Origin of the sequence: Desulfosarcina cetonica JCM 12296, assembly GCF_001311845.1 — a bacterium.
In the GTDB taxonomy this organism is placed as follows: Bacteria; Desulfobacterota; Desulfobacteria; order Desulfobacterales; family Desulfosarcinaceae; genus Desulfosarcina; species Desulfosarcina cetonica.
Genome location: NZ_BBCC01000073.1, coordinates 1 through 12,527, shown reverse-complemented (window position 1 = coordinate 12,527; position 12,527 = coordinate 1). Strand labels below are relative to the sequence as shown.

13 protein-coding genes are annotated in these 12,527 nt (G+C 47.3%); 3 read left to right on the top strand and 10 right to left on the bottom strand.

Translation table 11 applies throughout. The annotated features are described in order from the left end of the window. Positions 1 to 104 precede the first annotated feature (104 nt). Together JCM12296_RS16920 and JCM12296_RS16915 are read left to right on the top strand one after the other, a co-directional pair. Complete coding sequence (locus JCM12296_RS16920) at positions 105 to 290, top strand: hypothetical protein (protein WP_157067682.1); 186 nt, start codon at positions 105 to 107, stop codon at positions 288 to 290. Positions 291 to 367: 77 nt separating this feature from the next. Continuing rightward, a complete protein-coding gene (locus tag JCM12296_RS16915) occupies positions 368 to 1,243 on the top strand; it encodes a DNA integrity scanning protein DisA nucleotide-binding domain protein (protein ID WP_054695566.1) in 876 nt (291 codons plus the stop codon). Positions 1,244 to 1,250: 7 nt separating this feature from the next. Here the strand turns inward: JCM12296_RS16915 and JCM12296_RS16910 are convergent, their stop codons facing one another. The 4 genes from JCM12296_RS16910 to JCM12296_RS16895 form a co-directional block, all read right to left on the bottom strand. Further along, positions 1,251 to 1,958, bottom strand: a complete 708-nt coding sequence (locus JCM12296_RS16910; RefSeq protein ID WP_054695563.1) for a TM0106 family RecB-like putative nuclease — start codon at positions 1,956 to 1,958, stop codon at positions 1,251 to 1,253. After that, positions 1,955 to 2,410 carry a hypothetical protein gene (locus tag JCM12296_RS16905; RefSeq protein WP_054695560.1) on the bottom strand — a complete coding sequence of 152 codons (456 nt, stop codon included), beginning with the start codon at positions 2,408 to 2,410 and terminating at the stop codon, positions 1,955 to 1,957. Before JCM12296_RS16905 ends, JCM12296_RS16910 begins: the two co-directional genes overlap by 4 nt. After that, on the bottom strand, positions 2,395 to 2,739 hold the full coding sequence (locus JCM12296_RS42050; protein ID WP_054695557.1) for a hypothetical protein: 345 nt from the start codon (positions 2,737 to 2,739) through the stop codon (positions 2,395 to 2,397). Before JCM12296_RS42050 ends, JCM12296_RS16905 begins: the two co-directional genes overlap by 16 nt. 193 nt (positions 2,740 to 2,932) lie before the next feature. After that, positions 2,933 to 4,636 carry a recombinase family protein gene (locus JCM12296_RS16895; RefSeq protein WP_054695553.1) on the bottom strand — a complete coding sequence of 568 codons (1,704 nt, stop codon included), beginning with the start codon at positions 4,634 to 4,636 and terminating at the stop codon, positions 2,933 to 2,935. A gap of 377 nt (positions 4,637 to 5,013) precedes the next feature. Between JCM12296_RS16895 and JCM12296_RS16890 the strand changes: the two genes are divergently transcribed. After that, positions 5,014 to 6,510, top strand: coding sequence for a tetratricopeptide repeat protein (locus JCM12296_RS16890; protein WP_054695550.1), 1,497 nt, complete (start codon positions 5,014 to 5,016; stop codon positions 6,508 to 6,510). A 263-nt stretch (positions 6,511 to 6,773) separates the two neighbouring features. Here JCM12296_RS16890 and JCM12296_RS16885 read toward each other — a convergent pair whose 3' ends face one another. The 6 genes from JCM12296_RS16885 to JCM12296_RS39925 form a co-directional block, all read right to left on the bottom strand. After that, positions 6,774 to 7,685 carry a CHC2 zinc finger domain-containing protein gene (locus JCM12296_RS16885; protein ID WP_054695546.1) on the bottom strand — a complete coding sequence of 304 codons (912 nt, stop codon included), beginning with the start codon at positions 7,683 to 7,685 and terminating at the stop codon, positions 6,774 to 6,776. Then, the gene (locus tag JCM12296_RS16880) at positions 7,682 to 8,467 is read right to left on the bottom strand and encodes a competence protein CoiA family protein (protein WP_054695543.1); all 786 of its coding nucleotides are present in this window, start codon (positions 8,465 to 8,467) and stop codon (positions 7,682 to 7,684) included. Before JCM12296_RS16880 ends, JCM12296_RS16885 begins: the two co-directional genes overlap by 4 nt. Positions 8,468 to 8,702: 235 nt before the next feature. Continuing rightward, positions 8,703 to 9,881 carry an ATP-binding protein gene (locus JCM12296_RS16870; RefSeq protein ID WP_054695537.1) on the bottom strand — a complete coding sequence of 393 codons (1,179 nt, stop codon included), beginning with the start codon at positions 9,879 to 9,881 and terminating at the stop codon, positions 8,703 to 8,705. 182 nt (positions 9,882 to 10,063) lie between these two features. Beyond that, the gene (locus JCM12296_RS16865; RefSeq protein WP_054695534.1) at positions 10,064 to 10,519 is read right to left on the bottom strand and encodes a hypothetical protein; all 456 of its coding nucleotides are present in this window, start codon (positions 10,517 to 10,519) and stop codon (positions 10,064 to 10,066) included. Positions 10,520 to 10,542: 23 nt separating this feature from the next. Continuing rightward, entirely contained in the window at positions 10,543 to 11,664 is a 1,122-nt protein-coding gene (locus JCM12296_RS16860) for a radical SAM protein (RefSeq protein ID WP_054695531.1), read from the bottom strand. A 31-nt stretch (positions 11,665 to 11,695) separates the two neighbouring features. After that, on the bottom strand, positions 11,696 to 12,527 hold an 832-nt coding region (locus tag JCM12296_RS39925), incomplete at its 5' end, for a hypothetical protein (protein WP_172683941.1).

The window sequence follows — 12,527 nt, the reverse complement described above, 5'->3', positions numbered from 1 at the left end:
ATATACGGGGCGGGTCCCTCAGCCCGCCCCAAAGAAAAAAGGGTAAGAAAATGGGAAGGAAAATTCGAAGGAACGAGGATTGGTGTCCGGAGTGCGGCCATTTGTTGCCCAAAAAAGCGTGGAACTGTCATTTCTGCGGATGGTCGTTGTATGACGCACAGCGCGACGCCTTGATGGGCCAAGCAATCGTCGAGGATGACCGCAGAGATCTTTTTGACTCCAGCTACACAAGCGATATGGACCGCTTTATGGACAAGCTCCAAAGGGATTCGCTGGACGTATCGAACTGACAGGCTTCGGCATGAAGAAGGTGAATGATACACCGCAGCAAAGGGAAACTGCTGGTGCAAGCCTGAAGGACGCCTCGATGGATGAAATCAATGCATCCATGATTCGTCACGCCTATCAGGTGGCTGAGGAAATCGGAGCCAACGCGGTGTTGGTCTATGTGGATTTGATCCAATCCAGGGAAAACCTGGGAGACTTGCTCAGGGAAAGCCATTGCGTCCTTGCGGCCAGGAACAAGAACGTCTTGGATGAATTAAAGACGCTCAATGGCGACAACGACCGGATCATTCAAGTCCCCTACATGAAACTCAGCCGCCACAGCCAGGTCAAGGTGGCTGCCATGATTGCTTTGTCAAAAGGTCTTATTCGCCGGAACGACCGCATCGTCTGCCTTTCCGGATCTCCGAAATACGGCATTCTTGACAATTTGGCGGTCCTTGACCTGGAGCGAGAATTTGAGCTGTTGTCTTCAGGCAGTCTGGACATTGCCGGTCAAATGGCCCAACCCGAGGTGTTCGAGCGGTTGTTGACCATTGTTTTGGAATTGGCGGTGGAAGGCAAAGAAGGCAGACCCCTCGGCACGGTTTTCGTCCTTGGGGACCATGAAAAAGTGTTGAGCATGTCGAGCCAGATGGTGATCAATCCGTTCAAGGCGGTTCCGGATGAGGAAAAAAATATACTCGATCCCGCTTTGAAAGAGACGCTCAGGGAGTTTTCGTCCATCGATGGGGCATTTGTCATACGCGATGACGGTGTCGTCCTGGCGGCAGGTCGGCACCTGGCCCCATCAGTGGAAACGTCCGAGTTGCCCCAGGGCCTCGGTGCTCGGCATCGGAGCGCCGCCGGCATAACGGCATTGAGCAATGCCATCGCGGTGGTGATATCCGAATCGACCGGCGATGTCCGGATTTTTAGTCGTGGCAAACTCTATATGGAAATTGAGAAGGCAAAATAGGTCGCTGTCATATCGCCATGCCACGCAACGCATCCAACAAGACCCGCATGGCGATGCAGTCGTCCTCGTTATAATCCAGTATGCGTTGGCGCAGACAGCTGTCTTGCGTCTCCACCCAGCGGTGATACCATTCTATTGATGCGGCCCCCGACGGCTCCTTGTCCCGCCACTTGAATCCGAGATAGTTCGCCAGGGTTTTGATGGAATAATCATTGGTGGGCCACTCGGTTTTTTTCCTCACGACATCCGTGTAAAGGTCTATGGCTACGGATGGTGAGAACAGGTTTTCAATCTCTTCCTCCGAAGCGATATCCGGGAAACGCTTCTGGAGCTTGCGCAACGTGGTCCTTTCATAATGCGAATAATAATAGATCACATATGCGTCACGGCTCCGTAAAAAATTTAAGGCTTGATCAAGGGCTTTTCGTTCCTGCTCCTCGGTTGGCCGATCGGCAAAGAAGGCATGGTATGTTTCTTCATTCGGTTTGGACCTGTTGCGTTCTATGAACCCATGAAGATAGCAGCAGTCGCGCATGGGGTCGGTTTCAACGTCGAAAAAAAGCTCGATATCGGCTTCCGGAAATGTGATCGGTTCTTTTAGATAGGGTTGGGAACTGGGGCTCGCCAACAATGCGGCCCGTGCCTGAAACCGCCGAATCGTTTTGGCGCTGATCCGAGGAAAAATCGTTTTTTTTCCCTGGACAACGCCGTTCAAGTCGCTTGGGCCAAATCATGAACGGTTTTCAAATGGCGGTACATGACGTCCCTCTTGGCCCGCCCCAATTCGGGTATCAAGGTCAGATCATCATCTTGCTTGAGCTGGGCACGGCAATGCGACCGCCAGTGACAGAGCTTGCAGACGGCGCACAAGGCTGCGAGGGGCTCTTGCTCCCGTTTTTTAATGGCAATAACGGCATCGAGGCATTCTTGATAGAGATCCCACAGGCTGCGGTCATCCCTTTTGGAAATCGAAGTATCCAGGTCATAATCGACCTCTTGGCCGTGGACATCCCATATGAACGGAAAACGGTCTCGTGACAAAAAACCCACTTGACCGAGGACATCCGTATACAAGGCAAGCTGGACAGCGTAATGCCGCTTCAGTTTGCCATCAGACTCATCATCCATGCCCTCGATACCCGCGCCGCTCTTTATGTCACCCGCCACATAGCCGCTACCTTTTTGAACCAGGAGTCTGGTTCCCCGACAAGCGTGTCGGTCCGAATTCTGCCGCCATAAATGATTTTTTCGCCCAGGCGCATCAGCCTTAGCGTTTGCTGCTCTTTTTCCAGCGGTTCAAGAGAGCGAAGGTCTGCAAACGGTTCGTCCAATTTGTCCATTGTTTCGCGTTCGAAGGCATTGCCCCGCTCCCACAAAAGCTCGACGAATGCGCTGACGCGATCCTTTTTGGAGGGGTCTCCGAAAAAATCAAGCTGAACCCGACGAGGGCATTGAACATAATTGTATAATGTCGAGGCCGTGATCCGTTTTTCCATGGCACTAAATTTTATTCGGTGACGATTTGAAACCTGAATCCTTTTGCATAATTTACAATGAGTTGTTAATAATATTGCACACTGGCAGTCAAGCCATTATAGCTCAATCGGCAAGAGACTGAAAATGGTCCTTTTTCATTAAATGGGCAAATTCATCAACCAAAAGGAAATTTCAATTGATACCGCTTCCGCCTCATCGGCGGAGGCCCGATCTTTGATAACCAGTTGATATTGAAGGACTTCTGTTAACTGCGAGAGAAAGAGAGTGGTTATGAAGAGGGTTGCACACGGGGAGCCAAACCATACTCTCAGCGAACCGGAGTTCACCATCTGGTTCGCTGAGTTTTTTTATGGGCAGATGAAGGTTGGGCTGTTCGAAGTAGGAGATCCTGCAATGGCCTGATGCCCTGTCGTTCTCGTCCTCGTGCCATTCGACCACCTCGACGATCCGATTGATCAGTTCCTTGAGCTGCTGAGGCTTGGCCTTATCCAATATGTCCCTGAATGTCCTGAACGACTGGCCCATCACTTCAGCGGACAGGGTCTGTTTCTTGATCTCATCGATCTCGAAATCGACCTTCTTCAGGTTGGTTTCGGTCTCTGCCTGTTCGGATTCCAGGGCCTCTATCCGCCTGTTCAGTGAATCGAAGGCCTTCAGGTTCCCGCTCTCGATAGAGTCCATGATATTGCCGAGCTTTTTCTTTACCTCCTGAAGGTTGCCGGCAAGGGCTTTTTTCCTATCAATAAGTCCCTTGACCTTCAGATCACCGTCCCTATTTGCCTTCTCGACCATCCTGTCTATCTCAGCGGAATCGGTCGTCAGCTCCTTTACCCGCTCGACGACAAAATTCTCTATGGGCTCGGCAGGGACGTACTTGGCATGGCACCCTTCATTCCCGACATGCGTGTTCTTCGTGCACTGGTAATAATAGTACCTGCTCGACCTGCCGATGCCGCTCTTTGGTGTCATGACGGAACCGCATTTCCCGCAGGTCAGAATGCCCTGTAATAGATAGGTGTGGTTGCTCGGCATCTTCCTGTTCGAGCGTGTCTTCCGGTTCCGGGCAAGGATCTCCTGGACCTTGGTATAGGTCTTTTCATCGATGATCGGTTCATGCTTGCCATCATACAGATTATCGTTCCATGTGATCTGGCCACGATAGACGGGGTTCTGGAGCATATTTATAACGACCTGCTTGTTGAACAGTTTCCCGCCATGCTTCTTCCCTCGCCGGGACTCGTAGACAGGGACCCTGTACCCAAGATCGTTCAAGGAAGTCTGGGCTTTGCCGGCTGAACCTGTCTCGATGCATAGTTCAAAGGCTTTCCTAACGACTGATGCCTGTTCCCCATTCACCTTGAGGGTGCCCTTGTCATCGGGGTCAAGGTCATAGCCAAGAATCCGGCCACCGTTCCAGAGGCCCTGCTCTGCTCGGTACTGCATCGTGGCTGCTGTCCGTTCAGCTGTCTGCTCCCGCTCAAGCTGGGCGAATACAAGGACGATATGCAGCATCGCCCTGCCGATAGGTGTCGTGGTGTCAAACTGTTCGACAATCGAGACAACCTTGACACCGATTTTATCCAGTTCATCCCAAAGTATCGAAAAATCCTTCAACGACCTTGTAAGGCGGTCGATCTTGTAGACGATGATTGTGTTGATCTTCTTTCTGTTGATATCACGAATTATCCTTTGGAATTCTGGTCTGTTAAGGTCTTTCCCGGAGCGTCCTTCCTCGCGATATACGCCTGCAATCTCCCATGATTCATCCGGATGGTTGTTCTTGTTCTCGACATGTGATCTGAGTATCGATTCCTGGGCATCGAGGGAACCATCGACGACATCTGCCTGCCTCAGCGTCGATACCCTGATATAGAGTCCGCACAGTCTATTCTTCATCCGCTGCCTTCCTGGTGATCGGTTAGAGTCTGTATGGAATGGTATACCAGACTGATCTTTTATTTCAAGGGGGAAGTAGCTTTCTTGAGAAAGAATAAATGGTTATGAAAAGTCATTTTTCAAAAACAGGATTTGATGATATATTTAATAATTGATTCTTCCTTGAATTTGCAAGCAATAAGCCCAGCAACAAAGCAAGCTCTGTCAATCTTAGACCGTCACCAAGATATACTAAAATGCGAGAAGGAAAGATGAAAATCAAAAAGCAATTACCTGAGTGATTTCCAAAAAAATGTGGGTAAGTTTCTATGACTTCAGGATGTGATACATGTTTTTTTGCAGTGCCATTCTGTAGGCCGTAAGGAGTACTTCATCTAATGACTTCAAAAAAAAATAGATATAGGAGAAAGAAAAAACCGGTTCCCCTTAAAAATAGAAACCCAAAAAATGATGAAATCGAAAAAAATAAGAAAAACCCTGTTTATTCCTTATCATCAAAAAATGTGATGTCATATATAATCTATACTGCTATCGCCTTAGCGGTAGTCAGTATAATCATTTTTTCTTTTAATAAGGGAGGATATTGGCCAGATATAACATTTGCAATTGTCTCGATCATTCTTGCTTTTAATTTGACTTTATACCAAAACATTCCAAAAAAAGCGAAGGCATTATTTATACTATTTACTGTTTTCCTTTTCCTCCATACTGCTTACAAAATAAAGCAGTCGTATCAAAATAACAGATTAGAATTAGAGACCCGTGAATATTATAACCAATCGCAAGAAAGAATAGAACTACATTCAAAGGGTTTATCTGACAATGAAATATGGAACTATAATAAAGATCCACTATTAAAACAAACATTAAAGGAGGCAAATCAGGATAAGGCCAATAGAAACTATGAAAAAGCTATTAATAAATATAAAAGCTGTTTGAGATACCCTGATATTTCATTAGAATCACAACATCTCATAAACAGCCATATTGCGGTATGTTATAGCAGCCTCCGAAGAATAGATGCGGCTGTGTATCATTGGAAATTAGCATTGGAAAAAGCAAAAGAGTACAGTGGCAATGATATGATAAAAAGTTGGTTTGTAGGAAGGTCGTACAATGGGCTTGGTGAAACATATTTCTTGTTTGAAAAATATGATAGTGCATTAGAAAATTTTAAAGAAGGTTTAGCTGCGTATAAAAACGGAGGGGCCATACAGGGAACAGCTTCAGGCTACTATAATGTTGGTCTAGCCTACCACGCGATTGGTTCCCACGATCAAGCAATAAATCATTATTACGACTGCATTGATTTTTCAGAGAAACATCATTACATGCAACTCGTTCCATCAGCTTCATGCAATTTGGCTATGGCATTATGGGAGAAGCGAGAAGAAAGTTATGATAAAATAATTAATAGGTTTGAAAAATCAATTAATGAGGCAATTGCAATTAATGACCGAGAGTGTATAACTCGTGCAGCCCATTTTGCTGGGAAATTGTGTTTTGATTATGGCCAAGATAATCAGTCGATAAAATTCAACAAGCAATACATAAAATACTCAAGCAATAAAAATAAACTTCAAGTAGGTGTTGCTTATGGAATGATTGGTAACATGTATTTTAGAATCAATGATTTTGAAAAATCAATAGTAAATTATGATAAAGCGCAAGAAATATGTTTGAATCTAAATAAATTTGATATGGTTGTTGAGGCATTAGAGTATAAAGGATTGGCACACGAATTTATAGGCAGACCGTACAAAGCATTAATTTGTTGGAATGAAGCATTGGATATTTGTAATAAAAATAATTTTAAAGAGAGAAAAAAGGATATAATACAAAGAATAAAACTATTAAAACAAAAGATTGAATAGTGTGCAAATTATGGCACATATTTTTCAATTTTTGGTTTCACGAAATAACTATTTCACTTTGATTCATCCCCAATCACCTCAGCGCATACCTTGACGATATCATCCCACCTGTCTTCGCTGGATGACCGTCTCTTTCTCCCTTTCCTCTTGAGTGTTCCCGGCGGCAGGATCTCACAGGTGATCTTGAGGCGTCTTGATTGCCTGTTCCCTGTAGGAGGCAGCTTATTCTTACACTTCAGATCAGCCATGACAGGAACACATCCCTATGCCGCCATTTCATTCTTCGACTGCAACAGAGCGTTCGGATCTTTGTGCCCTCCGAGGTCATACGGAATGATATCCTTTTCCGGATACATCCTTCCGAGTGCCGATAAAGCTATCCGTCCTCCTTCATCATCATCCAGGGCCGATACGATCCGGGAGCAGCCTGACAGCAGATCCTTTCCGAAGATCAGCTGATTTCCCGTAAGGGCCAGGCCGTGGGATTCAGGACCTTCAAGAGTCTTTATGCTCAGATAATCGATGATACCCTCACAGATGAAGATGACCTCGGAACCAGATAAGACCTGCCAGTCCATGGTATAGACAAGCTTCGATCCGAGAGTGAATTTATGCCGACCGCCTATCTCGTGGTTCTCAAGGCATCTGAGGCTTCCGCCTGCGTCACGGACCACAAAGCAGGCATAGTCCTTTCCCCTGTATCGGTTATACGCCACCGCCCTACCATCGATCATGGCATCAACCAATCCACGATCGATGCCACGGCCCAATAGGTACTGGCGTGGTTTCGTGACGCTGTTTTGGGAAAACCGTCTGAAAAGACTATCGATGTCATACCTTTTTTTACTGATGGTTCTTTTTCTTGGATCGCCTATTTTTCTGATAGGTCGGAGATCCTGGCAATCGCAGAGCTGCTTTGCCCGTCTGATAAGTTTAGGGAAACCGGATATGCCTTCTGCCAGCCTGATGAAATCGATGATGCTCCCGCCATGGCCGCTCGAAAAGTCCTTGAACAGCCAGTGACAATCGACGAGCCTGACATGGAAGCTCGGGTTCCTGTCTTCGGTGAACGGGCTGCGGCAGACATAGCCCTGTCCCGACCGGCGGAATTTTAGCCCGTAGTTTGCGCTCAGGATATCGGCAAGATTCTGATTCTTGATCTCTTCGAGGTTCATGACCTTGAAATCTCCTTGACGAATCCGAACTCATAAAATATGCGGAATGTGACCTTTTCTTTAAGGTCGGCATAGCCTTCATAGGATTCGAACATCTTGATTATTGCGTTTTGGACAGCCTTGTTCTTTGCGCAGCTGACGACTCTGGAAAATCCTGCTTCAACGTCCTTGACGATGTTCTGGATAGCGTTCTTAGGAGTAAGCTCCACCTCTATCGCGACGTTCTCGCCTTTCCAGACGATTCCAACGTCGGCATGCTTTCCATTGAAGGATTTCTCGATCTCTGATGGGATGCCTTTTTTCCGGTAGAATTCGTGGATCTGATTCTTCCACCAATGATGTTCCCAAGACTCATTTTGCAGCTTTTTCGACTTCGGCTCCCTGCCGATCGCCTTGTAGCCCTCATCTGTAATGGCCAGGAGTGTGATCGTGCCGCCGGACTGTTTGCCGAGATTGACTGTGAACTGTTCGACATAGCCGTCCTTGATCAACGACTTTTTCTTTTTACTCATCAGATACGATGAAAGGCCTAAGAACGAAGACAGCTTGGTGATACAGCGGGTTGGATCTTCGTATACTGCGAAGAGGATTGACCTTTCGTGCCTGTTCAATTTATGTGGTTCCGATGGATCGTTTTTAGTATTGTTTTTCGTATCGGCAGCTTTGTCCTTCTCCGATATAAGCTTTACTCTTTCAGAAAGCATAGATTGGAAGACCCCATTGTTCAGGGTTCTGAAATCTGCATATGCCTCATCATCCGTTGGGAACATTTTCACGTACATCCTATTTATCCCTACTTACAAAGAGCTTTACGACCGCCACCAACGCAATTAAATAAACAATTCTTATGCAGAATGTGAAAATGGGCTCATGGGAGGTGAAACTGGTGAATGACGGTATGTCCAGTATCCTTGAAAAGAACAGATTCATGTTCTCCTGGATCTGGAAGACATGCGACAAGACCACAATGAATATCGTTATGGAAATAAGGCCGTAAGCGTTCATAGGTTCTCTCCTTCAGCTTGCCATCAAAGGCATGGTCTTTATGACAAAAGGCTCCTCCATGGGCACCTTTATTATCGACTGGCCGACGCCCAATCTCGGGATCATGGCTTCCTGTTCAGGTGTCAAGGACATCGCCCTTGATATTTTTCGGATATCGTCGCCCGAACCCATGTTAAATATGGCGGAACAACGGGCATTTTTTATGACGCCGGTATCAATATCGAGGCTCTGATTAGCTAGGATGAAACCTAAGCCTACCTCGCGTCCTTGGGCGAGGATCTGGGAAAGCGGGCTTGAGGTCGGGATGTTGTAGTTCTGAATTTTAGGGAAGGCGAAGTGGCACTCATCGAAAGCTATTATGTTCCGAAGGATATTCCCTCTTACTCCTGAAGCGATACGCATCGCGAAAATACTCATGATGATCATCGCTGAATAGAACTTGGCAACGCTCTCGTGAAGAGAGGCAAGCTCGAAGACGCAGTTGTTCTCAGCGATCCAGTCGGCCTGGACAACCTTAGAATAACTGAAGGATTTACCGAAAGTTAAGAGCACGACCTCTATCCGGCTAAGGACAGTATCCTTTATCTGGGAGCTTCGATAACCTCTGGTCTTGGAATACCTGATCCTGTCGAACAGGTCATAGAGTGTCGGGAAAGTCCCGCTATTATCGAAAACACCATAATCCCTGTAGAGGGAGAGGAGGTGATTGAGAAGGAAGGTCGTCGAACCACTCAGAAGGTCGAAATATCTGGTGAATGTGCTTACGAAGATTATAGCCCATTCCTGCGGATCAACGAAGGGCGGAACTTGCAGGAAATTTATCATGAATTCTGCAGCTGGTATTATGATGATGTCCTTGGCCTCCCTGAAGCGTTTCAATATGCGGAAACCCTTCTTGGAATAATCGAAGGCCAATACCTTGACCATGGATGCGATGAGCTGTATGAGCATCAGAATCAGCAGGGAAGTTTTGCCTGTGCCGGTCATGCCGATTATGAGCATATGCTGGTTAAACAGGTCCTTATCGTAGAGGAAAGGCCTTCCCTTGGAGCCCTCGATTTCTCCTATGAAGATCTTCTGCGAATCGGAATCCTGAGATGATACTGCCGGCGAGGGTTCCCTGAATGGATTGCCGGACATGGCATCATAGGCCAATCTTTTCTGGACCTCCGAGAAGGCTGTGTCGATCACTTTAGGGTCATTGGATGCTGTCGCAGAGATGATCAGTTTTTGCAGGTGTCGGTCAGGGTCCCTGACTTGCTTATAGCAGTTAATGAGATGGGTAATACTGTTTCCCGACGGTTTATGCCTATCGTTGAGCCGTCTTCTGTCACGGTCCAAAGACCTATTGTTGTATCGTTCGTAAGGCAATCTCAGAACTCTCTGGAAAGCAGATGGTGAATGCCCAACAGACCGGATTTCAAGAACTTCTTCAATCGGTATGACCGCCGGCATGGATCGCACAGGACAAGTCCAGGCTCGACCTCAGTCGCACACAGCTTGCAGATAAGGTGATTGCAGCCATTGCAGCGGTAGGATGTGCATTCCGGCCGTGAACAGAGCAACTGGCCGCATATCGCACAGATGCCGATCGCCATGTTCTCTGTCGTGCCGATCAGATGGCCGCAGGCTCCGATGAAAACGTCAGAACGCTCTGTCGTCACAGGGCCATCACCCTGCATAATGGTCTGCGTCTCATGCTCGAACAGGTTGTCGACATTCTCCGGATCGAAGCATCTCAACCTGAAGGAACTGCTTCTATGATTGAGCCTGACAGGACTGTCGTCCTCGACCCTTTGCCTGAAAAGGCTATTGAAATCGTCCATCATAGCACCTCCATTCGATAGAAGGGTTATTCCCAGAAGCGGTCGGCATGTACTGAATCGACGAGGCGAAGCCCTCTCTTCCTTGAATATTCCTCAAGGGCTCTGATTTCTTCGACGGTCGGCCTTCTGTTGATATCTTCGAACCGGTGAGCGTTATGTTCAGGGATGTACTGGCCAAGAATGCTTACCCAGATCCTGTCCTTGTATTCTGACAGGATATCCACGATAGGTTTCAGGCAACAGTCGAGATGGTTAGGCAGTACGAGGATGCGGACAATGGACCTGCTGCCAAAACCCTTTATCTGGTCCATCCCAAGCCGCGCGTATTCCATGTAATTATCGATGCCGCTCAATCTCTTTGCGCATTCGTCATTCCCGTACCTGAAATCGACAAGCCAGACGTCGACAAACCTGAGCGCTATTTCGTAGAGGGGTTTTCCGGAATACAGGTGGACATTGGCGACGATCGGAAGGTTCATGTCCATTGGCGCAGCGGAAAGGATATCAAGTACGCTGTGGACAGATTCAGTGAGGTTGGAGAATTCGACAGTATTGATATCGTGTTCCTGCTTCAGTCTCGCGTATCTTTCCCAGAAAGCTTTATGGTCAGTCTTGAGGTAGTCGGAGCTCTTGTACAAGGCCCTTTCGATACAGGAAACGCAGCCCATGCCGCAGCCGGAATAGCTTATGACAAAGGCCGGGTTGATCGGCGCCTCCTCTGCTATATGGATGAATGGATCGATATTGAAGGGTGTTGTCGTAAGGCCGCACTGGCCCGCTTTTTCATAGCGGTTGATATTGCACTGCCTTCCGCACAGGGTGCAGTCGATCAATCTTTTACATGCTATTACAAAAAGGATACCGAGGGCGGAATACTCGTGTATCTTGTCCGGGTCGCATTCATGGCAATGTACGCTCTTATCTGACTGTTCAATGGCTGAAAGCAACTCCGGGATATCGAAGTCGAAGGCCGGCCTGTCCAGGGTTATCCTCTGTCTCCGGAGGTCTTGAAATCTGGGGACAAAACCGCTTCCTGGCCTGATGGATTCAACCCTGAAGCCAGGGTCGATGTTCTGCAATAAGGTCAACTGGTCATGGGTTGGGTCATGGACGATGAGTTCATTATGGATCTTATAAATGTTAGTCATGTATGCACCTATTTTAATAGTTCAGGCTGGGTCATCGTACAGGAACCAAAACTTTTTCCCTGGCCTGACGCATCAGATCGTTTACCGATATCCTTACGATTCCGGACTGCATCTCTTCGACATCCGATACCTCCTGTCCTGAATCCTTGAGGATCTCCAACAGGTCTGACAGTTCGGTTTCTCTTGCCTCTTTATCCGATACAACAATGTCGTGGATCTCATTGGAATGACTATTGTCCGGGTCCTGGACAGGCATGGCTTGAGGATGTCTCTGTATGTCCTTTTCGTCAGCCCAGATATCGGTAGCCGGAAGAGGCTCAGGCGTCGGGATGGCATCGAAGCCTTCCGGACAAGGGTAGCAATCGATTAATCCCGGGTATTCCATCATCGATAGGTCCTGGGACGGCATCAAAGGCGATAGCGTGTCATTGCAGCATCCATCGGAGATCATTCTCCCGGACTCTTCGAATGAGTCCCTGATGAAGGTGACAGTGCTTTTGACACATTTTCTCATATTCTGCCTGACCTTCTTGAAGTCCGCTATCTTTGTTACATGCGCTTTACTCATTGATCCTCCTTCGATCGAATATGTCTTCAGGGTAGCTTTCGATTCTTCGAAGAATCGCTGCCAGAAAACTCTTAAGCTCTGCCAGTATGCAAAGGATTTTTTTGCGCTGTGGACACCGAGGCAATGGACCGTGACGTTTTCCAGGTTGGCGAGCAAATGCTTTGAAGAGACGGTCTTCATCACAGCGTCACTGTCGATGACCTTGTATTTTTCGAGATCGAGGACCCTGTCGCTTTGCCGCATATCGCTGTATATCAATAATACCTTTTCATCAGCCGTATCCGAGAACAGAATG

Coding starts and splice junctions, on each gene's coding strand:
- JCM12296_RS42050 (WP_054695557.1), bottom strand. CDS start 2,739: ATGGAAAAACGGATCACGGCCTCGACATTATACAATTATGTTCAATGC.
- JCM12296_RS16860 (WP_054695531.1), bottom strand. CDS start 11,664: ATGACTAACATTTATAAGATCCATAATGAACTCATCGTCCATGACCCA.
- JCM12296_RS16890 (WP_054695550.1), top strand. CDS start 5,014: ATGACTTCAAAAAAAAATAGATATAGGAGAAAGAAAAAACCGGTTCCC.
- JCM12296_RS16895 (WP_054695553.1), bottom strand. CDS start 4,636: ATGAAGAATAGACTGTGCGGACTCTATATCAGGGTATCGACGCTGAGG.
- JCM12296_RS16915 (WP_054695566.1), top strand. CDS start 368: ATGGATGAAATCAATGCATCCATGATTCGTCACGCCTATCAGGTGGCT.
- JCM12296_RS16865 (WP_054695534.1), bottom strand. CDS start 10,519: ATGATGGACGATTTCAATAGCCTTTTCAGGCAAAGGGTCGAGGACGAC.
- JCM12296_RS16880 (WP_054695543.1), bottom strand. CDS start 8,467: ATGTACGTGAAAATGTTCCCAACGGATGATGAGGCATATGCAGATTTC.
- JCM12296_RS16885 (WP_054695546.1), bottom strand. CDS start 7,685: ATGAACCTCGAAGAGATCAAGAATCAGAATCTTGCCGATATCCTGAGC.